The 20,561-nt window shown below is 58.3% G+C and carries 18 protein-coding genes; 7 read left to right on the plus strand and 11 right to left on the minus strand.

Annotated elements, in window-relative coordinates; all coding sequences use genetic code 11:
• Positions 1-43: 43 nt before the first annotated feature.
• The 5 genes from J2T09_RS25545 to J2T09_RS25565 form a co-directional block, all read right to left on the minus strand.
• Positions 44-1,792, minus strand: a complete 1,749-nt coding sequence (locus J2T09_RS25545; protein ID WP_306839898.1) for a hydantoinase B/oxoprolinase family protein — start codon at positions 1,790-1,792, stop codon at positions 44-46.
• Between the two features lie 11 nt (positions 1,793-1,803).
• A complete protein-coding gene (locus J2T09_RS25550; RefSeq protein WP_306839899.1) occupies positions 1,804-3,843 on the minus strand; it encodes a hydantoinase/oxoprolinase family protein in 2,040 nt (679 codons plus the stop codon).
• A 113-nt stretch (positions 3,844-3,956) separates the two neighbouring features.
• Positions 3,957-5,090, minus strand: coding sequence for an NAD(P)/FAD-dependent oxidoreductase (locus J2T09_RS25555; RefSeq protein WP_306839900.1), 1,134 nt, complete (start codon positions 5,088-5,090; stop codon positions 3,957-3,959).
• Positions 5,090-6,490: an FAD-dependent oxidoreductase gene (locus tag J2T09_RS25560; protein WP_306839901.1), complete on the minus strand. Its 1,401-nt coding sequence runs from the start codon at positions 6,488-6,490 to the stop codon at positions 5,090-5,092. The genes J2T09_RS25555 and J2T09_RS25560 overlap by 1 nt, the downstream gene beginning before the upstream one ends.
• On the minus strand, positions 6,487-6,780 hold the full coding sequence (locus tag J2T09_RS25565) for a (2Fe-2S)-binding protein (protein ID WP_306839902.1): 294 nt from the start codon (positions 6,778-6,780) through the stop codon (positions 6,487-6,489). Before J2T09_RS25565 ends, J2T09_RS25560 begins: the two co-directional genes overlap by 4 nt.
• A gap of 163 nt (positions 6,781-6,943) precedes the next feature.
• On the opposite strand from J2T09_RS25565, the gene J2T09_RS25570 reads away from it, so the two are divergent.
• The 3 genes from J2T09_RS25570 to rpsU all read left to right on the plus strand — a co-directional run bounded on the left by J2T09_RS25570 (position 6,944) and on the right by rpsU (position 8,946).
• Positions 6,944-7,873, plus strand: a complete 930-nt coding sequence (locus J2T09_RS25570) for a LysR family transcriptional regulator (RefSeq protein WP_306839903.1) — start codon at positions 6,944-6,946, stop codon at positions 7,871-7,873.
• Positions 7,874-8,026: 153 nt separating this feature from the next.
• Positions 8,027-8,263 carry a hypothetical protein gene (locus J2T09_RS25575; RefSeq protein ID WP_306839904.1) on the plus strand — a complete coding sequence of 79 codons (237 nt, stop codon included), beginning with the start codon at positions 8,027-8,029 and terminating at the stop codon, positions 8,261-8,263.
• A gap of 440 nt (positions 8,264-8,703) precedes the next feature.
• Positions 8,704-8,946: a 30S ribosomal protein S21 gene (gene rpsU / locus J2T09_RS25580; RefSeq protein WP_306839905.1), complete on the plus strand. Its 243-nt coding sequence runs from the start codon at positions 8,704-8,706 to the stop codon at positions 8,944-8,946.
• Between the two features lie 176 nt (positions 8,947-9,122).
• On the opposite strand, the gene J2T09_RS25585 is transcribed toward rpsU, so the two are convergent.
• Both J2T09_RS25585 and J2T09_RS25590 read right to left on the minus strand, forming a co-directional pair.
• On the minus strand, positions 9,123-9,416 hold the full coding sequence (locus tag J2T09_RS25585) for a DUF982 domain-containing protein (protein WP_306839906.1): 294 nt from the start codon (positions 9,414-9,416) through the stop codon (positions 9,123-9,125).
• A 151-nt stretch (positions 9,417-9,567) separates the two neighbouring features.
• Complete coding sequence (locus J2T09_RS25590) at positions 9,568-10,035, minus strand: Hsp20 family protein (protein ID WP_306839907.1); 468 nt, start codon at positions 10,033-10,035, stop codon at positions 9,568-9,570.
• 454 nt (positions 10,036-10,489) lie between these two features.
• Here J2T09_RS25590 and J2T09_RS25595 point away from each other — a divergent pair, with 454 nt between their 5' ends.
• The 3 genes from J2T09_RS25595 (at position 10,490) to J2T09_RS25605 (ending at position 11,971) form a co-directional block, all read left to right on the plus strand.
• Positions 10,490-10,735, plus strand: coding sequence for a hypothetical protein (locus tag J2T09_RS25595; protein WP_306839908.1), 246 nt, complete (start codon positions 10,490-10,492; stop codon positions 10,733-10,735).
• Positions 10,736-10,817: 82 nt separating this feature from the next.
• Positions 10,818-11,060 (plus strand): hypothetical protein, encoded by a 243-nt coding sequence (locus tag J2T09_RS25600; RefSeq protein WP_306839909.1) that lies wholly within the window; start codon positions 10,818-10,820, stop codon positions 11,058-11,060.
• Between the two features lie 506 nt (positions 11,061-11,566).
• Positions 11,567-11,971, plus strand: coding sequence for a response regulator (locus J2T09_RS25605; protein ID WP_306839910.1), 405 nt, complete (start codon positions 11,567-11,569; stop codon positions 11,969-11,971).
• Between the two features lie 59 nt (positions 11,972-12,030).
• On the opposite strand, the gene malQ is transcribed toward J2T09_RS25605, so the two are convergent.
• The 3 genes from malQ to J2T09_RS25620 are packed head-to-tail and all read right to left on the minus strand — an operon-like array spanning position 12,031 to position 16,481.
• Entirely contained in the window at positions 12,031-13,854 is a 1,824-nt protein-coding gene (malQ, locus tag J2T09_RS25610) for a 4-alpha-glucanotransferase (protein ID WP_306839911.1), read from the minus strand.
• Positions 13,855-13,887: 33 nt separating this feature from the next.
• Positions 13,888-15,705 carry a malto-oligosyltrehalose trehalohydrolase gene (gene treZ / locus J2T09_RS25615; protein WP_373458644.1) on the minus strand — a complete coding sequence of 606 codons (1,818 nt, stop codon included), beginning with the start codon at positions 15,703-15,705 and terminating at the stop codon, positions 13,888-13,890.
• A complete protein-coding gene (locus J2T09_RS25620; protein WP_306839912.1) occupies positions 15,705-16,481 on the minus strand; it encodes an SDR family oxidoreductase in 777 nt (258 codons plus the stop codon). Before J2T09_RS25620 ends, treZ begins: the two co-directional genes overlap by 1 nt.
• Positions 16,482-16,700: 219 nt before the next feature.
• On the opposite strand from J2T09_RS25620, the gene J2T09_RS25625 reads away from it, so the two are divergent.
• Positions 16,701-17,111, plus strand: coding sequence for a VOC family protein (locus tag J2T09_RS25625; RefSeq protein WP_306839913.1), 411 nt, complete (start codon positions 16,701-16,703; stop codon positions 17,109-17,111).
• 213 nt (positions 17,112-17,324) lie between these two features.
• Here the strand turns inward: J2T09_RS25625 and J2T09_RS25630 are convergent, their stop codons facing one another.
• Positions 17,325-20,237: a GAF domain-containing protein gene (locus J2T09_RS25630; protein WP_306839914.1), complete on the minus strand. Its 2,913-nt coding sequence runs from the start codon at positions 20,235-20,237 to the stop codon at positions 17,325-17,327.
• Between the last annotated feature and the right edge of the window lie 324 nt (positions 20,238-20,561).

The following is a 20,561-nucleotide window of genomic DNA, read 5'->3' on the forward strand; positions in this document are numbered from 1 at the left end:
GCCCCAAGGGCGATCGGAACAGAGTGCCGATCGCACGTCGATCTCAGAGCAGATTCAAAGCCGCTTCGATTTTTTCAGATCCGTAATCGCGTTCCGCAGCCGGCCTGCTGATTATTCCGTCACGCAAGTCCCTTGCAATATCCTCTATGGAACGCTCTGAAGGTAGGCCGAAACCGCCACCGCCGGGGGTATGGATCCGGACCGTTTCTCCCTCGCCGATCACCATGTAGGATACTTTCAGCGGCAGGCTTTCCTGTCGGTCAGAGGACGGGTTGCGCGTCAAGGTGCTCAAGCCACCGGTCGCACCGCCGGCAATCCCCTCGGCTCCATGGATATAGCTGTCGGAGCGTACCGACACGATCGTACCGTCGTGAAGCGCGCGGATCTGGCGCGCGATGCCAAGGCCTCCGCGCTGGCGGCCTGCGCCGCCGGAATCGACGACAAGGCTGTATTCGTCACACAGGAACGGAAATTCGCTCTCCAGCGCCTCGACCGGCAGGTTGAGGCTATTGGTGACATGAACGTGGATCGCGTCCATCCCGTCACCGTCATGACGCGCGCCACTGCCGCCACCGATCGTCTCGCCGTAATGGTAAAGGCCGCCATCCGGCTTGGAAGCGGAAAACGAAATCGTCGGCAACAGGTCGTTGCTGGAGGCGACGAGACGGTCCACCGTCAGGATTTCCCTGAAAGCCCCGAAGACGGCACCGGCAAGTTTCTGGCAGGTGATGCTGCGGGCGCCGCAGGCGGCGGGGAAATTCGGATTGGCAATGGACCCTTTGGGAGCAGAGATGACCAACGGTTCGAACATGCCGCTATTGGCCATCAGTTCAGGGTCGAGCAGCGCCTTGATGCAATAATAGACGGTGGCGCGAAGAGCGTTGCGCGGCACGTTGAGTGCGCCTTGCGCTTGCGGTCCCGTGCCGTCGAAGTCGACATGCAGCGCGTCGCCGCGTGGCGATACGGTGGCAACCAGCGGCAGGGGATCGCTGCCGCTGCCATCGTCGTCGAGCCAGGTGGTGAAGCTGAAACTTCCAGCCGGCAGCAGCTCGATCCGGCGGCGAAGCCGCTCGGACGTGTAAAACAGCACGTCTTCGATGGCGGTCTGCGCTGCATCGAGGCCCATGCGCGTGAACAGCGCTCGCGTTTCTTCACCGCCACGGTTGTTGACGGCAATCTGCACCTGGATATCGAGGCGACGCTCTTCCGAAAGGCGCGAATTGGTCGAGATGAGATTAAGCAGATCCTCATCGAGAACCCCGGCGCGGGCGATGCGGATGATCGGAATGCGCAGGCCTTCCTCGAAGATAGACCGGGATTTTGCCGAAATGGACCCCGGTACGGAACCGCCGATATCCGAGTGATGGCCGATATTGGCCGCGAATGCCATCAGCCGGCCCTCGATGAAGACGGGGGTGATCACCGCGATGTCCGGCAGATGTGTGCCACCGGCCAGATAGGGATCGTTGCAGATGAACGCGTCGCCCTCGACCATGTTGGCAACGTCATACCGCTCCAGAAGAGCCTCTGTCGCGCCGAGCAAAGAGCCCAGATGCAGGGGAATATGGGTTCCCTGCGCGATAAGGTTTCCGCGCGCATCGAATATGCCGACGGAGAAGTCGCGGCGCTCCTTGATCTGCGTCGAGAATGACGAACGCATCATCTGGATTGCCATGCTCTCGGTGATCGAGAGCATGCGGTTGCTGAAGACCTCCATGGCGATCGCATTGATTTCGCGCTTGTCGCTCGTGATCAGATCGTCTCGGATTGCTTTTTGAGCTTGTGGGGTCATGACGGCGTCCCTCAGTTCGTGATGATGATGTTGCCGAACGCGTCGATCGCCGCGGTCTGGCCGGCAAGCACCACTGTCGTGGAACTCATTTCGTCGATGATGGCGGGACCGGCGACGTCCACACCGACGGGCAATGCCGAGCGGCGGAAGATCGGTGTCGTGCACCAGCCCTCCTGGGGACCATAATAAACCTCCCGCTCTCCGGACTTGGCCGCAGCCACGCTTTCGCCGCCGCTATAGGTCGCGGTAATGGCTTTCGGTACGCGTCCGACGGCCTGGAGACGGCAGCTGACGATGATGACGGACTGGCCGGGAATATCGTAGCCGTAACCCGCCTTGTGCGCTTGGGCGAAATCCGCCAGGAACCGCGCGAGACCGTCGCTATCGACGCCGGTCAGCGGAATACGGATATCGTGGGTCTGGCCGGCGTAATGCGCGTCGATGGCCAGATGGAATTCGCGCAGATCCGCATCGACCTTTTCGCCTTCCAGCCAGGCATTGCCTTCCTTGAGCATTTCGCCAAGCGCTTCGCATGCCTGCTGCCATCCATCCGCCGTGGCTTCAACGAGCTGCATGCGAACGAAATCGAGACTGACGTCGAGAAGAAGCGCGCCCCTCGCGCACATCGTACCCGGTTCCTGTGGCACGAGGATCCGTCGGATGCCGGCCTCGCGTGCCACCTCGGCAGCGTGCAGAGGCCCGGCTCCGCCAAAGGCGAACAGTGTGATCTCGGCAATGTCATGCCCCTGTTCAGTGGTCACCGCACGGATGGCGCGGCTCATGTTGGCGACGGCGACCTGCAGGATGCCGTAGGCGGCTTCCTCTCCCGAAATAGACAGTGGCCTGCCGATACGATCCTCGATCGCACGCACGGCCGCTGCGCGGTCGATGGGCATGCGGCCATCGAGAAGCGCGACCGGGTTGAGGCGGTTCAGGCAGATATTTGCGTCCGTCAGTGTCGGCTCCTCACCACCGCGCTGGTAGGCGATGGGTCCGGGCAAGGCGCCTGCGCTGCGCGGGCCGACTTTCAGTGCACCGGCATCGTCGACATGCGCGATACTGCCGCCACCGGCGCCGATCACATGGATGTCGACCATCGGCAGCTTGACCGGATAACCGGCGACGTCACGGCTGGAGGTGAATTTCGGCCGGCCATCGACGATCAGGGAAACATCGGTGCTGGTTCCGCCGACATCATAGGTGACGATCTTGCCGACACCGGCCGCCGCACCCACAACAGCCGACCCGATAACGCCGGCAGCCGGACCGGACAGGCAAGTCGTGACCGGCAGGCGTTTTGCGGTCTCGATGGAGAGAAGGCCGCCATTGGAGTGAATGGTCATCGGCGCGACCGGGATGCCGCGTTCGCGCAGCTGCTCCTCAAGCCTGTCGAAATAATCCGCCATCTTGGGGCCGACATAGGCATTGAGAACGGTGGTCGAGGTACGCTCGTACTCGCGGAACTCCGGCAACACGCGCGAAGAGACGCTCACATAGACGCCCGGAAGTTTTGCCGCGATGATCTGCGCCGCCTCTTCTTCGTGGGCGGCATTGCGGTAGGAATGGAGGAAACAGACGGAAAGCGCCTTGATGCCGGTTTCCGAAAGCTCATCAAGAACGGTTTCAAGTTCGTTCTTGTCGAGCCCCTTGAGGGTTTCGCCCTTCGCGTTCAGGCGTTCGTTGATCTCGCGACGACGGAAACGTTCGACCAGCGGATCCGGCTTGGTAATCGACACGTCGTATAGCGCCGGACGCGTCTGGCGACCGATCGCCAGCACATCCCGAAACCCCTTCGTGGTGATCAGCGCGGTCGGCACACCACGCCGCTCGATGATCATGTTCGTCGCAACCGTGGTGCCATGCCCTATATAGGAGACGTCGGCCGGTGCGATATCGAAGGTCTTGAGAACCTGCTCGATGCCATCGACGATCGCGACGGAAGGATCCGCTGGCGTCGATGAAAGCTTGAAATAGCGGTTTTCACCTGTGGCCGTATTGGTGACAGTGAAGTCGGTAAAGGTGCCGCCGACATCGACGCCAATTCTATACATTCGGATCTACTCCATTGATCGAGCCGCATTCCCGACCGAGGCGGCAAGTGTTGCGGATATGAAAAAACTGACGGCGACCGGACACGAATGCGCGGGCGCGAATGATTTTGCCATCATGCGACATGTCTCTGCTCCATGAGCCTCGAAGGCGCAAATGCCTCTATCTTTCGGCCGGTGCTACCGCGAACGATCAGATCCGCCATGATGGCACCGACGACGGGCACGAGCTGAAACCCATGGCCGGAGAACCCGAACACATGATAGATACCGTCTACATTGGGCGAGACGCCGATCACCGGAAGATAGTCCTCCGTTTTCGCTTCCATACCGGCCCAGCTTCGCACGATGCGCAGCGGACCCACGCAAGGGAAGAGATCTGTTGCAGCCCTGGCACCTTTGGCAAGTTCATTGAAATCGACAAAACTCTTCTGTGCCGGAATATCCGCCTTCCCCTGAAGTCCGCCACCGATCACAAGCGTGCCCTGATCCGACTGCTTGAAGGACAGCGGCCGTCCCACGACGCTGACAACCGGTTTCAACAGCGGCGCGATACGCTCCGTGACGATCATCATCGACGCCTTGTGCCCAAGCGGAATGTCATCGCCGGCCATGGCGGCGATGTCTGCCGCCCATGCTCCCGCAACATTGATCACCACAGGCGCAGCATAGGTGCCGACCTCGGTGCGGATTGTCCAGTCGTCGCCACGATCGCGCTCGATTGCGGTGACACGGGCACCCTCGATGATTGCCACGCCTGCAGCCTCTGCCGCCCTGCGAAAGGCAGCAATCGTTCTGTGAGGATCGGCGGCACCATCGCCCCGCGCGATCAAGGCAGCGGTAACATGCGGCGAAATGGTCGGCACGAGCCGCAGCAATTCGTCACGATCGATCAGTTCTTCGTGGTCGTAACCCGCCGCCTGCATCGTCGACACGCGCTTTTGCAGCACCGGCAGGTGGCTTTCGAATTCAGCGACATTGATCTGGCCATGAGCGTGAAAACCGCAATGGTCACCAACGATGCTCTCAATATTGTGCCACATGTCCATGGCTTCGAGCGAGATTGGAACCTCCGCCAGGTGGCGATTGAGCGTTCGGACACCGGCAGCCGTCGCTCCAGATGCATGCCTTCCGACCCAGGACCGCTCCAGGATGGATACGGCTTTCCCAGCGCGGGCCAGATGAAGTGCGGCAGACAGGCCGTGCAGACCGCCTCCGATAACGACGACATCGGTTTTGCTCATGGTCATCAGCCGGCATCCCTAGAGTCGAGCGTGGCGAGTTCCCTCAAGGTCAGGGGCTTGAAGGGGGGGCGGACCCGGTACAGGCCGACATCCGGCGTCTCTCGCCCTTCGGCATCCGCCAGAATATTCGCAACGGTGTAATTGCATTGACGGCCCTGACAAGGGCCCATGCCGGCGCGGGTAAACGCCTTGATCTGGTTCGGGCCGGGCCGGCCTGCCCTGGCCGCCTCCGCACGTACCCCGGCAACGTTCACTTCCTCGCAACGACAGGCGACCGTTTCGTCGGACGGCACGAAGATAGATCGCCGCGGACGATACAGGCTGTCGAGAAACGGTCTTGCCGAAAGCGCACGGGCCAGACGCGCGCGCAAAGGCCTGGCCAGGCGCGCGGCCTGCTGATCATCGATCACCCCTGCCTTGAGCGCGATACCGGTTGCCGCGATCTCGCCACGCAGACAGGCCGCCTTCGCGCCGCCGATCCCGGCACCGTCACCAGCCACGAAAACACCGTTTTGCGAGGTCTCGCCCCAGCAATCGAGGTCAGCCGCGTAACTGTCCTGATCGCTGTTCCATTGATGGGTGCAGCCGAGCGCCAATGTCGGATGTATTGTCGGGACCAGCCCCTCATGGACGAGAAGAAGGCGTGCGTAGACAGTCTCGGACTTGCCACTTGCCGTCACGTAACGAAGACGCTCCATGGCGTTATCGCCAATGGCTTCGATTTCGCTGACATTGGAGATATAACGGACGCGGCGTCGCAATGTCGCCAGCCATAAAATGCCCTTGAGCATGTCGAGCGGAGCACCGGCAGCGGCGGTCGCAAATCTGGGCAGCGCCGACATCCATCGACCTTTCTGCGTGGTATCGAGATAACCGGCAATCCGCCCGCCGGCCTTCAGAAGCTGTACGGCATAAAGAAGCGGCAAAGGACCACTACCAGCGATCCATACCGGTTCGTCAGGTATCTGTCCGGCGGTCTTGATGACGATTTGCGCGGCACCCACCGTCATCACACCCGGCAATGTCCAGCCCGGAAATGGCGCGGGACGTTCCTGTGCGCCGGTTGCCAGAAGGACGGCGCCCGCCTCGACGCTTGAGGCAATCTTGTCTCGCGTCATCAGCACACGCGGGCCGGGCTCTATCTGCCAGACCTGCGTTGCGGGCTCATAAGCTGCACCGCTTGCCCGAAAGCGGCGAACCGTCCACAGACCTTCCGAGTAAGCCTTGCCGAGAATCTTTTCGCGCGGCGTGCCGCAAACTGCCTCGATATTGCGCCAGATCTGCCCGCCAGGAACAGGCTGTTCGTCGACGACGAGAACATCCAGCCCGTATTGCCGGGCAGCGACTGCCGCCGACATGCCGGCCGGCCCCGCCCCGACAATCAGAAGGTCGACCCGCCGCGTCACGATGCAACGCTCCGGCGACCAAGCTGTCGTTCGATCGTCATTCCGTCGCGCACGGGCGCAAGACAGGTCTGGACCAGCGCGCCATCCACGAGGGCGAGACAGTCGAAACAGACACCCATCATGCAATAGGGCGCCCGCCTTTTCTCCGAGACCGGCGTCGTGCGCACCCACAACTCCGCCTGCCGCAAAAGCACCGTCGCGGCATTTTCACCGGGCTCGGCACAAACCGGCATGCCGTCGACATGGACAGTCACGCTGTTCGGGGATGGATCGTGAATTTTCTTGAACATCCGTCGTCTCGATCTGGCTGTCGCGCGCAAGTCGCGGCGCATATGAAAGCGTGGCGCAGCCTGGCGGCCGCATTTCTCGCCTGTTCTCATTGACGAACCTATGTTACTCAGTCCTATTACGTCCAATGCAAAAAATACCAGGATCCATTCTCAAGGTTATAGAATGCCGCGCTCTCTCAACCTGCGACAAGTCGAGATTTTCAAAGCCGTTATAGAACAGGGAACGGTTAGCCGGGCGGCGGAATCCGCGTTCATTTCACAGCCTGCGGCGAGCAAGCTCCTCGTCCAACTGGAATCCGACCACGGCCTGACACTGTTCGACCGGCACAAGGGCCGGCTCATTCCAACCGCCCAGGCGCTCAGGCTTTATGAAGAGATAGACCGAATTTTCGCCGGCGTCAGGCAAGTGGAAAGCGCGATCGCCTTCATCAAGCGGGAAGAACAGAGCCGCCTGTTCGTCGGCGTCATACCGGCGCTGGCAGGCGCGTTCATCCAGCGGGCAACGATGCAGTTCCTCGACCAGAACCCGGACGTCTACTGCTCGATCGAGTCGTTGAGTTCGCAATGGGTGGCCGAATATATCCTCAACCGCAAGCTGGACGTCGGACTGGTCAGCTCGCGTGTCGACAATCCCTACCTGGTGACTGAACCGGTTATGGAACACAATCTCATCTGCATCATGCCACCCGACCATCCATTATCCGGACTGGACGTCATACGGCCCGAACACCTGGACCGAACACCTTTAATATCCTTCCAGCCAGGTTCTTACACAGGGCAGAAAATCGAAAAGATTTTCGACAGCTATTCCATTGATCCGAACATCGTACTGACAGCCGCGGCAAGCCCAACGGTCTGCGAGTTCGTGGCCGGTGGACTTGGCATATCGCTGGTACACCCGCTCTTCGTCGCGGGGATGGAAGGACGGATCGCCGTGCGCCCTTTCGAGCCCGGCATCCCGTTCGACTTCCTCCTCTGCTATCTGCGCGATGCTCGAAGTGCACATCTCATCTCGAGATTCGTGAAGGAAACGAAAGCCGTAGCCGCCCGCCAAATCGATGAGGTAAAGAAAGGCTGGGGTTCCCTGGTTTAAGCAACGGCGCGAAGCAGCTGATGGGCATCGAACCCACGACCCGTTGATTACTGCCTCACCCAGACGGACTAGCTCGGCCTTCGTTTCCGTCCTTATTGCAACCTCGCCGGCAAAACATATTATTGGCTATGCATCAACATTTTAAGTGACCCAATGAACCACCATCAGCCGCAATTCGAACGTTCAGAACTCTCCGGCCGTTACACTGAAGGCGGCATCACGGTCTTTGTGGAAATCTTCCGTCCGTCAGGCAGTGACGATTGGCGGATGGAGGTCACGAGCCTAGAAGACCAGATCACCGACTGGAACGAGTCCTTCGCTTCTGCTCATGAGGCGTGGGAAGAATTCATCTACGTCGTCAATACGGAGGGTCTCGCGGTCTTCCTCTAGACCGTTTCAACATCGGCGGAGATGCAGATTGGCGATCGACAGCGACAGACGGCGGATGATTTTCAATCAGGTTCGCGACAAAGCGATTGCGCGGGGAATGCCCATCGACGATGACCCAGAGTTCCTGGGATGGGTCGAGCTCTGGATCAGCGGCGAATACGACATTTCTGAGCTGAGGTCTCGATACAATGCCCTTATGACCCGCCGGTCTAAGCGAAAACTGTCAGTACACGGAAACCTCCAGTCGCCACCGCCTACGGTCTCGGATGGTGAAGATGGCGGATAGTTCCGCACGAAAAGATCTCGAGTCATATGATATTGCGGCGAACAGTGGCTAGGGTCTTCTACCGCAACCGATCAGCCCCTTTATGCATTCTTGATTTTCCCATCGATATGCGACAAAGCGTTTTGCGAACCAATTCGCTTTCCCGAGGGCAAAAGTGCTTATTCTTGTTCGAGACAACAACGTTGATCAGGCCTTGCGCCTCCTCAAAAAGAAACTCCTCCAGGAAGGCGTTGTGCGGGAAATGCGTCTGCGGGAGCATTTCGAGAAGCCTTCTGTAAAGCGCGCGAGAGAAAAGGCCGAAGGCATCCGCCGCACCCGCAAGCTGGCTCAAAAAAAGCTCAACAGAGAGCTGGGCATTGGCCCAGCAAAAAAATCGAAGCCGGCTCGTTCGAAGTAACTCTCTCTGTAAGCCTGACGTCCCTTCAGTCGCCGGCCTAAGCACGCCGTTGGAGGCTAAAGATGCTTCCGGAGGAGCCCATTGGTACGTTCTCTGAGGCAAGAGCTGTGCCCCGAGAGACGTGCTTAGGCGAAGGTGCCGGCTTAGTTTGGGCACCATTAGGCTGACCCGGTTAGTTACGATCCACCGATCTTGGCACCGGTGTCTCGCCGGAGATGCGGTGGCACATCTTCGAGTTCGGCAAGCTTGCCATTTTGCTTCAGGAACACGCGGAAGTTCTCGCGGACCGCATCGATGGGCCAGTGACCGTTTGCTGCCTCGCGACAATATCTGACAAGCGTGTCATAAGCGAGGTTGCGTTTCTCTTGCGGCCACTCGTCCAGAAAATCGAACACGTCATCCAGCCCGGTGATTTCTTGTACAAAGTACCGGCGCTGCGCATAGAGCGGTTTATTGAACAGAGCGAACATTGGAACCTCCTTCTTTGCTCTGCATGAAAGGGGGAAGCCGGCCCCGTGAGGCCGGCCGAGATACAGGTGATACGAGACCTTTTGGTCGAATGTCACCGATGGTGATCTGCGGTGTATTGAGCGACGCCCTCGCCGACCGCCGAGCTCTCGCTCAGGCAACCTGACGGTCGGTTTCCAAACGAAGCGGTTCGTTAGACGATGCGACGCCGATCTCGATCTTACGGGGCTTCATCGCTTCCGGCACTTCGCGTTTCAAGCTAATCGTCAGCAGGCCGTGCCTGAGATCAGCACCCTCGACCCTGACGTGGTCAGCAAGCTCGAACCTCCGCTCGAACGAACGACCAGCAATGCCGCGGTGGAGATACTCGCCCTGAAGCTCTTCGGCTTTGCCGCCTTTAATCACCAGGACATTGCGCTCCTGGGTGATATTCAGGTCGCCATCGCCGAAGCCGGCCACGGCCATGGTGATGCGATAGTCGTCTTCACCGGTCTTGACGATGTCATAGGCGGGCCAGGTATCGATGGCATTCAGGCGCTGCGTGTTGCTCAGCAGATTGAACACGCGGTCAAAACCAATGCTTGAGCGGTACAGCGGGGCGAAATCAAGTTCAGTTCTCATAACCATATCCTCCGTAAAGCAACATGGAAGGAAGCAGCTCATCCGCTTCCTCGGTCAGCCGACCCCCTCATTGGGCCGTCGGCGCCGACCGATTTGGTTTCTCAGATTTGGCCGTTCAAGACCTCGGACGAAAATTTTTGGATGCGATTGATGGCATCTTGTTCGTCGCGAAAGCCATCCCATTTCGATGCCCAATCGACTTGGGAGCATTGAGATGGACGACTTGGCGAGCGACCTATTTTGGGATTCTGACCTGGAAATCTTGCCGCCAGAGCATGTCACCGAATGCGAAACGGCCATCTGCGTTTGTTGTTGCCTACAGCGTCCGCGCTCATTGATGGACGAGGATGGCTGCGGAATTTGCGATGAATGTCTGGCACCTTGACGATCTCGAGGCCAAAACCAATGTTACACCTCCCCGTCCGCTCTGGACCGCTTTAAGAAAGGATACGGTATGGCTGTAATCGCCGACTGGCTCGACGATCGAGTACAGGAAATCATCCGCTCCCCGGGGTTACACGATAAGAAGCCCGATTTTCGTAACGAGGCGAAAGTCTTGGTAGAGAGCGCCGAAGCCGAAGGTTTTACCGTTGCCGAGATCAAAGCGGCTTGTGGCGGCGACGTCGAGCGGTATCTCCTCGATCAGCAGAACGCGATGACCGATGTAAATCGACAGCAGAGACTGGCAGACGACGACTAAGGGAAGCCAGCCGGAGTTCATTTATGTCTCGCGAAACAAACGCGGTCACTGGGACGTTCTCGCGCCGTTAAGGAGAACTATTATGCCTGGAACCTTTGTGTCGATTTATGTCCTGGCCTTCGATCTCGACGACCGCGACCAACCCGTCAAAGCTTTCGATCCGCGCCCTGCCGCCACCGAAGAGGCGGCTATAGAGGAAGGTCGAGATCTGGATGCTCGGCACGCTGGCGTCATCGTGTGGAAAAGAAAGGGGGATCCAGTCGTCGGAGAAGAGGGTGAACCCGAAATCATCTTTCAGTCCGGTAAGGTAGGCGACTTCGCCTGAAGTTCTTGAAGATGGAGAGGTCTTCGTACTCGGCCTCAGCGTTGAGCAAGCCGTTTCCTCTGCCGAGGTGTCGAAACCTGTTCAGCAGGTTTCCGGTGGACTCGCGGTGTTATGCGGGTATGATCGTCCAATCGTTGCCATACGTACAAGTAGGCGGTGACGACTGAGGGTTACTATGTGCTCCCGCCTGCGATGACGACAGGACGGCCGATCATGAGACTCAGATCCAGGTTCATAACTCTTAACGATTTTTTTATGCGCAGGCTTCAAGATACTCGCCGCTTGAAACTGTCAGACGTCGGATCGTCAGCATTGCGATCTACACCGCGTCCGAGGACCCTGACCTCGTCACCGCGCCCAATATGGACAAGGCGCTCCGGCTGCTTCTCCGCAAGGTGGCGCTCCGTGAACTCGGCCTCTCCAACGACGCGGTACCTCGCAAATACACTCATCGAGCGCGAACTTCTTCCAGTTTCTCGAGTTCGGAGACCAGTGAGGGTATAATCATGCCAAATGAAGCTCTGTCTGGCCGCACATACCTTGTGGTTGAAGACGAATATCTGGTCGCATCCGATATGCAGACAATGCTTGAAAGCGCCGGAGCGAGAGTTTTTGGGCCAGTGTCGGATGTCCGGCAAGCGATGGAGGTGCTTTCAGAACCGAGCCTCGAGATTGACGCTGCTGTGCTCGACATCAATCTTCACGGCGAAATGGTTTATCCGGCTGCGGCACTCCTTGCCAGGCGAGGCACGCCATTCATTTTCGTCACGGGGTATGATTGTGCAGCGATGCCAAAGGAATTCTCGGCGGCTCCGTGCTTGTCGAAACCAACTGTTGAAGCGGACCTGATAGCGGCGTTGAGCGAGATATCATCAACCAGAGATCTCGGGTTGGCGGCCGAACAGATGTAGTAAAGCCGCCGGTGCTTGACCGCCTGCTAGAAACCCATTCGACCGGGAACTGATCGCCTTCATGATCTCCGTTCCTGCATCACCTCCGCGATTTCCCGAACAAGCGGTATATTCGCCAAGTCGTTGACCAAGACGCTCAGCTTCGGCTTCCAGTTCGGATAGCTGTCGCCTGTGCCGGGGATGTTTGTCGGGTGCTTTTCACCCGTCATATCTGCCAGCCGGACGGCGACCATTATGGATGGCGTCTTGGCAATGAAATGGTGCGCGCTGACAACGAGCTTCTGCAGCTTGTCATCGGTCGCGGTGGCTGGTGACAGACGATCAGGCGGCTCTGTGCCAGCATCTTCGAGCGCGATTTTGAGGTCTCGGCGCTCCAGCTTCCGCTCGTCGACATGCGTCGCGCTGATATCCGGAGGCACAATCCCGTAAGTCTCCCGCGCTCTGATGTCCGCACCGCGCCACCAGCCGGCCAGTGTCTGATGGTCATGCGTGGAAATACAGGCAAGCGACAAACGCGGATAGGCGTTTGCAGGCTTGAAGCCATCCTCGCCGCGCTCGTAAGACAGGATCCGATAAGACAATATCCCAGCGTCGGCCAGATCGCCTTGCAGTCCTTCAGGCAGCATCCCTAGATCCTCCCCTATGACGAGGCACTCGAACTCCGTAGACGCATCTGCCAAGATCCGCATCAACGCATCTTGCGGATAGTTCACGTAAGCGCCGCACTCGGGAGAATCGTCGAGCGGCACGAGGAATAGTCGCCGAAGCGCGGCAGCATGGTCTATACGGATGGCGCCGGCGTAATGCATGGCAGCGATGACCATGCGTCGGTAAGGAGGCTCTTTACCTGATGCGATCGCTGCAGGATGTAAGGCCGCGAGGTGCCAGTCCTGCCCCTCGGTGGCAAATGGATCGGGTGGGCTCCCGACCGTGGCGTCGGAGATGTATACCTCTTGTTCGCTCCAGGTCGCGGACCCGTCGATGGCTTCTCCGACAGCCAGATCCAGATAGAGGCCTATTCGCATGCCTGCCTCGCTGGCGACCGCAGCTGCCTCGCTTAACTGCTTATGGGCGAGCCATTGCAGCCACATGTGAAAGCGGATCTCGTCGGCATACGGATCAGCAAACTGAGAGACCGCGGCGCTATCGGGAGCCTGATACTCGGTCGGCCAGGATCTCCAACCTGCACCCTTACCATCTGCTTCCATGTGTGCCGACAAGGTCTCAAACAGCGCATGCCGGCGCAAAACCTCTCCGCGTTCAAGGATGAATTGTTCGAATGCTGCGTCGTCTGCCGTCTCGGTGACGCGGCCCGCTTGCCAGATTTCGCGCAGAGCGGGGACTTTGACTTTGGCAACGCCCACGTAATCAACCAAATCGCTCTGTCTCAGGACCTCCAATTGATTTTCGCGTGTCTCGTTAGCCTCAAAGCCGGCGAGCCGATCGACCGCTATGTAAAGAGGGTTGAGCATCTGACGGTTGGATGGCTCATAGGGGCTGCAGCGGTCGGGCTCCGCCAGAAAGGGCGCATGAAGCGGGTTAAGCCCAATGAAATCCGCACCCAGGGACCGGGCCAACCGAACCATTTCGATCAAGTCCCAAAAGTCCCCGATGCCCCAGTTACGATCCGACCGCAACTCGTAGAGCTGGAGGTTGACACCCCAGACACGGCCCGTCTCCAGGAAATCTGGCAAATATGACTTAGCGATGCCCTTTGATGGCGGATACTTAGGCCGCTCATCTGTCGAATTCTGATCGACGCCTAACGCGGATAAGATCTTCCGCTTGGTCTCGTCGGAGATCGGTACGTCCACATTTTCAGGCGACGGCCGCGTCAGGCTGATCCCATGTTGTTCGGCCATCCGATCGAGCTGCGATTTCATGGCGATCTCCCGTTGGCATCAAACCTGCCAATATCATTCCTGAGCCGTGCCGATGCTGGCGCAGACGGACCAAGGAGCTACAGTGCTCTCGTTGGCCGAGCCCAGCAGAAAAAATCGCTCGCCTGTCAGCGGGGCTGGCAAAGCCGCGTGTTCGTCGGAAAGGTTGGCGAGGAGTTGAAGCCTTCCGCCGGCTGCGAGTGTCCATCCAACCAAGGTGAGGCGTCCGTCGTGCCGGAATGACGCGCCTCCACCACCCACTCCTTTTAAAAGCGGTACAATCCGGGTCTGCCGCAGGTTTAGGAGCGACTTATAGAAGCCAAGCATTTCTGCAGCGTCGCCGCTCTCAAGCTGGGACCAGTCGAGTTTCGACATGTTGAAAGTCGATCGCGCGGTCGGATCAAGGAGGTCGTCGGCATCAAAGCCCGGAAGCCGCGACAATTCTTCCCGCCTGCCATTTTTGACTTTCTCGTTCAGTTCCTCGTCGAAGTCACAGAAGTAAGGAAACGGCTCGCGCGCTCCCCATTCCTCGCCCATGAACAGCATGGGGATCTGAGGCAATAGCAGATAGACGGCAGTTACCGCCTTGATGGCGTCCACGGGTCGATAGGTGATCATGCGATCGCCGAGCGCCCGGTTTCCGATCTGATCGTGGTTCTGGATGAAGGAGATGAACGCGGTAGGAGGCAAGCCGGCGCTAGGCTTGCCGCGGCTCTCCCCTCGATAGGGCATATGTTCTCCCTGAAAAACGAAACCCTCAGCTAGCGCGCGACCGATCCTGCCGTCGTCATCGGCATAGTCCTGGTAATAACCGAACGTCTCGCCGGTCGCGGCAATGTGCAGCACGTGATGGACATCGTCGTTCCACTGCGCCGTGAAGCTCCTGGGCCGACCTTTCTCATCGCGCGCCAGCAAATCGCTGTCGTTATCTTCATTTTCTACTATCAGGTGAACATGCCGGTTGCCCGCCGCTTTCCGTACCCGGCGAGCAAGCTCATGGAGAAGATGTTCCTCGCTGTCGTCCTTGATGGCGTGCACGGCGTCAAGGCGTAGCCCGTCCAGCCTGAACTCCTTGATCCAGTAGATCGCGTTCTGGATAACGAACTCTCTGACCGCCTTCGACCCCTCACCATCATAATTGATGCCATTGCCCCATGGCGTCTTGTGGTGCTCGGTGAATAGCGGGGCGTAATTCGGCAGGTAATTCCCGTCGGGTCCAAAGTGATTATAAACGACATCCAGGAAGACACTAATGCCGCGCTGATGGGCAGCATCGACCAGCGCCATGAAATCTTCGGGCCGTCCGTAGCTGCTGTCCGGCGCATAGGGCAGAACGCCGTCATAGCCCCAATTGTAGCGGCCAGGAAAATCGCTGACCGGCATAATCTGGATTGCCGTGACGCCGGTATCTGCCAAGTGGGCAAGTCGCTCGATCGCGGCACGGAAGGTTCCCTCAGCGGTGAAAGAGCCGACATGGAGTTCGTAGATGACGCTTTCCTCCCACGGACGCCCTGCCCAATCCGCGACACTCCAATCGAAGGAGCTGGGATCGACCACCTCGCTGGGCCCGTGGACGTCTTCGGGTTGATGGCGTGATGCCGGGTCCGGCACCTCAGGTCCGTCCGGCAACACGAATCTGTAACGGGTGCCTGACCGGGCGCCGGCCACAAAACAATGATGCCATCCGTCTTCTGAGCGTTCCATTTCCTGCGGGCCGCGCCCGTCAATAACGAGAGAAACGCATTTTGCCAGCGGAGCCCAAAGCCGGAAATCAACACCGCTAGCTGAGACAACGGGACCAAATGTATAATCGACCAAGACATCACCTTGTTTATCTTGCATGAAATCTGACATCAGCGAAGCAGACCTTGACCGCCGTCGACCCAGATAGGTGAACCGGTGATATGCCGGGATCGATCTGATGCGAGGAAGGCAATGACGTCGGCGACGTCTTCGCTGCGGCCTGGACGTCCCCCCGTGATAGGCACCTGCCCATCGGGCCAGACAACAGGTATCGCTGTCTCATCTTCTTTTCGAAGCTTGGTGTTCGTCTCGATATTTGTATCGATCTCACCGGGACACACAGCGTTGATGCGGATGTGATGGCGTGCAAGTTCCAGCGCAAGCTGCTGAACCATTGCCACCTGTCCCGCTTTCGTAGCGGTGTATGCCGTCGCGCCGGGGGTCGTGAACGTCCTCGTGCCGTTTATAGACGATACGACGATGATGGATCCGCCACCCGACCGCTTGAGCTCGGGTACGGCCGCACGGATTGTCAAAAACGTGCCGGTGAGATTGACCGAGATCGTGTCGTTCCATTCGGCAAGCGTCAGATCGTCGATGGGCGCCCAAACCCCGTTGATACCGGCATTGGCGACAACAACATCGAGGCGGCCATACTGTTCGACGACCTGCCGCACGGCCGCGGCCATTTGCTCCTCATCCGCTATATCTGCCAGCAGTGCTATGGCGTGCCCGCCGTTGCCCTTAATCTCGTCTACCGTGGAAGAAATGTCCTCCAGGGTGTGCCCCAGCACACCGATGTTCATACCATCTGCCGCCAAGGCCAGCGCTGCCGCTTTTCCAATCCCCGATCCTGCTCCAGTGACGAGGGCAATAGCTTGTTTCATTGCAGACTCCCGGTTGATGGCGGTCGGGGTAACAGCTGGATCTGCACCGAAGTTCCAAACCGCCCATCTGTGTACGTTGTTGGACAGTTGTTCTTTCGAACCAATGGTGCGGTCTGCCCTTTCTTTGTTGGCTTTGCAGTATGTTGGAACCGGACCTCCTCGCCCCCCGTTCCCTTGAGTGCGAGACCGCAGGAATTTTCCGGCTGCAAGGAGAGACGGATGAAACACTATCTCGGAAGAGTCATCGACCACATCCATCTTTGTGTCTCTGACATAGAAGCGAGCAGGCGCTTCTACCGTGCCGCCTGTCACGCGCTCGGCCTCGAACATACGTTCGTTGACGGAGGGGAATACTTTTCGTTTGACGAGATTTATGTAGACGCGGCGACCGACTACGTCTCACGTATTCATTTTGCGTTTCAGGCCAAAACTCACGATGACGTGCGCCGCTTTTACTCAGATACGATCGAAGCAGGCGGGCGGCCCAATGGTGAACCTGGTTTCAGGCCATATCATGATCAGTATTTTGCGGCCTTTGTGCTTGATCCGGATGGCAACAATATAGAAGCAGTCTGCGACGCGCCAACGCATCGCTCGGCAGCCGCTATTTCAGTTGAGCGTGGGCCATGATCCTCCGGTTTCTTGATGCAACCCCGAGGCTCCGGCTCGCGCAAAGAGAAATCTCCGCCCCGCAGCCCTCGGGGCAAGCTGCCAGAGGTCTGGGCCGTCCCCCTTGCAATCCCACCGTCGAGTTGTGCAATCGTTTCAGGGATGGACGCGGAAAGCATGCACTCCCTGAGCACCAATAGCCCGCTCCCACACCAACGGATCGACACTATCTGGCTAAAGTAAAGCCAGTGCCTCAACGATCGCTCGGAGAGGCACTGGCTTTTGCAGGCGCGCGATGGTCTCCATCTCGGTGGGAATGACGTCGGGATCGTATCCGGTTATAAACATGAATGGTATACCGCGCCCCTCTAGAATGCGAGCGATCTCGAAGCGTGGCCCACCGCCGCCAAGGTTTAGATCCAATAGCGCCCCAGTCGGCGTTGTATGTTCAAGGACTGATAGCGCGGCCTCCTCGCTTGGGCAGGGACCGAGAACCTCTGCGCCAGCACTTCGAAGTACGGATGCGAAATCCGATGCCATGTAATAATCGTCTTCGACGATCAGGATTGATCGGCCCGAAAGGTCCGGTGCGTCTGTCATGTCCAGGCTGCCTCCATGTATCTTGACCGGCGTCGGTGCGTCGGTCGCAAGGATGCTTTCGGCGATACGCAAAGGTATCCTGAGTTGGCAGCTGGCCTGCCCGCCATCGAACATGATCTTGCCGGTGCCACGCAGTTCGTACGGTATCTTCATTTCGATCAGCTCGGACCCAAAGCCCCTTCGGCTTGGCGGCTCGCGAAACGGTGCCCCGCTCTCTATCCAGTCAAGCGAAAGCCACGGTTTTCCTCGCTCCTCCTCAACCACCCAGCGAACAGTCACAGTGCCTTCTGGAATCGAAAGCGCACCGTATTTCAGTGCGTTTGTAGAGAGCTCATGGAACGCGAGCGTTAACACCTCCACGGCCTTTGGTGAAAGCATAACGTCTGGACCCGAGAGCGTGTATTGGCTGGGATGATGGGCTTGAGCAGCAATTTCGGTTTCCACTATGTTCCGGAGGGATCCACCGAGATTTGCCTGACGTGTCAAAAGGGTTTGAACACGTGCCAGCGCCAGAAGTCTCCCTTCGAGTGACGATCGATACTCCTCGACCGACGAGGGACCGCTAGCGCTACGATTGGCCATCACGCGGATCATACCCATGAGGTTGCGCACTCGGTGCTGTAACTCCGCAAGAAGTACGCCTTGGTGCTCAGCCGAGAGTTTCGCCTCCGTTACATCTTCCGCGATACCTCCTACTCGTGGAATATCGCCGTTGTCGCGAAGTGGGAAATCCGTGTTTCTGATCCAGCGGAAAGCTTGGTCCGAAACGCGCTGGATTCTGAATTCGTGCACTGCTGACGCGCCCTGTCGCGCCTGTAGGAGGTGATTGACGGCACTGTCACGGTCTTCCGGAATGATCATCGACGCCCATTGTTTTTCCTCTCCCAGCAGTTCGGAAGAGTCCACACCGTAGATCGTACTAAGCGCTGGGCTCATGAACTCCATGGTCAAGGTTTCGGCATCTCGGATCCAAAGCCCCGACGCTGAGGCCTTTGCAAACTGCTGGAAGCGCTCCTCACTTAAACGTAAGGCGTCCTCGGCACGTGCGCGTTCCTCTGCCTCCTGGCTACGCGAAATGATGATCGCCGCGGCGTAAGTGACACGCCCAGCGATATCCCGCTCTCGCTGGGTCGCGTGACGGGGATCAGAAAAATACAAGGCGAACGAACCGACGACTTTTCCGCGAGAGGTTCTGATCGGGTACGACCAACAGCCACGGAAGGAATGGGCGTCAGCCATCCAGAGCCAGGGTTTCCAACGTGGTTCCTGGTGAACGTCGGACGTGATGATCGGTGAGCCTGTTGCCACGGCTAGCCCGCACGAAAGCGAGTCTTCGCTGATCTTGAACCGATCGACGCTAGCGGCGTAGTCGTCCGACATTCCGACGACATGTTTGAGTTCGTCTGCATTCGGATACCTGACGTAGAACGCATACCGCGCTCCCGCAATCCGGGAGACTGCCGATTGGCCTAGCAGCTCAAGCGTCTTGCCAATGGGTGCACCATCCATTGCGAGCTGGAACGCTTCATTCTGTGCCCCGAGCCATTCCTCTTCCTCGCGAAGGATAGCTTCTCCGCGGGCGCGCTCGACCGCTGCCCATGTCCGTTCTGCGGTCTCACGAACGTGTTCGATCTCTTCCTCCTTGAAATCATGAGGTGCGGGGTAGTTCACGCCTATAAAGGCTACAAGTTTCCCACTCTTGACCAACGGGATATTCAGGGACGCCTGTATGCCATGATGCAACAATGCCAGTTTCCCGGCCTGATCTAAACGGTCATCCGCTCGAACGTCCGGGACGATGCGTGGTCGTCCAGCCTGAAGGTCAACAAGTAGATCAGTGCCAAAGTTGGCATAGCTATACCGGCCGGACGCGTCGGATACTCCATCAACATAGTTTTTTGTGATGATGAAGTGCGCATCATCGTCATGCTCCGCATAGGCGACCTGGCACGCTCCCAGGTGTCTTCCGAGCACCTCTGCCGCCGCCACACGGATTTCATCCGCGCTTCCCAAGTCGCGCAGAGCGTCACTTAGCGAAAGAAGGTATGCTTGGCGCTCCTCACTCTCGAGCAGCAGTTGCTTAGCTTCTTGATATTTAGTGGTTTCGAATATTGATGCGGTGAAGCCAGCAATTTTTCCGCTGTCATCGTACACTGGAACCAGACCGAAACTGAACCATCCAAAGGGCCGGCCCTCGCGCCAGGGGGTGGAAATCTTGGTGTTTTCGACGACTTGTGGCGTTCCGTGCAGCACATCATCAAACAGCTGATCGAGTTCCGCCCATATGTCGGCAAACACCTCTCGCATCGGAGTGCCGAAGGCAGAAGGATGGCGTGCTCCGATGATGGTGCGATATGCGTCATTGTAGATGAACCTGAGATCGGGCCCAAGCGCGATATACATCGGCTGCCGCGACAACAAGATCATCTCAACCTGACCGAGTATCCGCGACGACCATGTCGCAGGCGGCCCCAAAGGAGTCGTGTTCCAGTCAATGGCGCCCATCAGCTGGTGCGAATCGTCCGAGTTTGTGTTCAAATTAAACATCCGCCGCTTCCCTGCCCGAAATACCCAATAGGCTGATGTATCTAGAGCCTGACCAACTTAAGGGTATGGGCGGCAGGTAAGGTTGCAAAAACGGCGAGGTCGTGCTGGCGCAAGTCGGCCCAAAGCCGACGGTACTTTTAAGGCCACGATCGTCCGCCCGGTGACGGCGCGCCAATGACGACAAATTTTTTCGCCTTGAATGGATGTGAACCTTCGACCCACTGCTCGTCGTTTCAAACCGTTGTTTTAAAGGCTTGTGCCACAAGACGTTGTTGAGCGGCCGCATCAATTTTTGATTCGCCTCCCCAGTCGGCAACCGCTTTT

Source organism: Neorhizobium huautlense (assembly GCF_030811685.1).
GTDB classification, from domain to species: Bacteria; Pseudomonadota; Alphaproteobacteria; order Rhizobiales; family Rhizobiaceae; genus Neorhizobium; species Neorhizobium huautlense_A.

Excerpts from the sequence above, each read along its gene's own strand:
- J2T09_RS25545 (WP_306839898.1), bottom strand. The coding sequence starts at position 1,792 with ATGACCCCACAAGCTCAAAAAGCAATCCGAGACGATCTGATCACGAGC.
- J2T09_RS25550 (WP_306839899.1), bottom strand. The coding sequence starts at position 3,843 with ATGTATAGAATTGGCGTCGATGTCGGCGGCACCTTTACCGACTTCACT.
- J2T09_RS25555 (WP_306839900.1), bottom strand. The coding sequence starts at position 5,090 with ATGACCATGAGCAAAACCGATGTCGTCGTTATCGGAGGCGGTCTGCAC.
- J2T09_RS25565 (WP_306839902.1), bottom strand. The coding sequence starts at position 6,780 with ATGTTCAAGAAAATTCACGATCCATCCCCGAACAGCGTGACTGTCCAT.
- J2T09_RS25570 (WP_306839903.1), top strand. The coding sequence starts at position 6,944 with ATGCCGCGCTCTCTCAACCTGCGACAAGTCGAGATTTTCAAAGCCGTT.
- J2T09_RS25575 (WP_306839904.1), top strand. The coding sequence starts at position 8,027 with ATGAACCACCATCAGCCGCAATTCGAACGTTCAGAACTCTCCGGCCGT.
- J2T09_RS25585 (WP_306839906.1), bottom strand. The coding sequence starts at position 9,416 with ATGTTCGCTCTGTTCAATAAACCGCTCTATGCGCAGCGCCGGTACTTT.
- J2T09_RS25590 (WP_306839907.1), bottom strand. The coding sequence starts at position 10,035 with ATGAGAACTGAACTTGATTTCGCCCCGCTGTACCGCTCAAGCATTGGT.
- J2T09_RS25595 (WP_306839908.1), top strand. The coding sequence starts at position 10,490 with ATGGCTGTAATCGCCGACTGGCTCGACGATCGAGTACAGGAAATCATC.
- J2T09_RS25600 (WP_306839909.1), top strand. The coding sequence starts at position 10,818 with ATGCCTGGAACCTTTGTGTCGATTTATGTCCTGGCCTTCGATCTCGAC.
- J2T09_RS25605 (WP_306839910.1), top strand. The coding sequence starts at position 11,567 with ATGCCAAATGAAGCTCTGTCTGGCCGCACATACCTTGTGGTTGAAGAC.
- malQ (WP_306839911.1), bottom strand. The coding sequence starts at position 13,854 with ATGAAATCGCAGCTCGATCGGATGGCCGAACAACATGGGATCAGCCTG.
- treZ (WP_373458644.1), bottom strand. The coding sequence starts at position 15,705 with ATGTCAGATTTCATGCAAGATAAACAAGGTGATGTCTTGGTCGATTAT.
- J2T09_RS25620 (WP_306839912.1), bottom strand. The coding sequence starts at position 16,481 with ATGAAACAAGCTATTGCCCTCGTCACTGGAGCAGGATCGGGGATTGGA.
- J2T09_RS25625 (WP_306839913.1), top strand. The coding sequence starts at position 16,701 with ATGAAACACTATCTCGGAAGAGTCATCGACCACATCCATCTTTGTGTC.
- J2T09_RS25630 (WP_306839914.1), bottom strand. The coding sequence starts at position 20,237 with ATGTTTAATTTGAACACAAACTCGGACGATTCGCACCAGCTGATGGGC.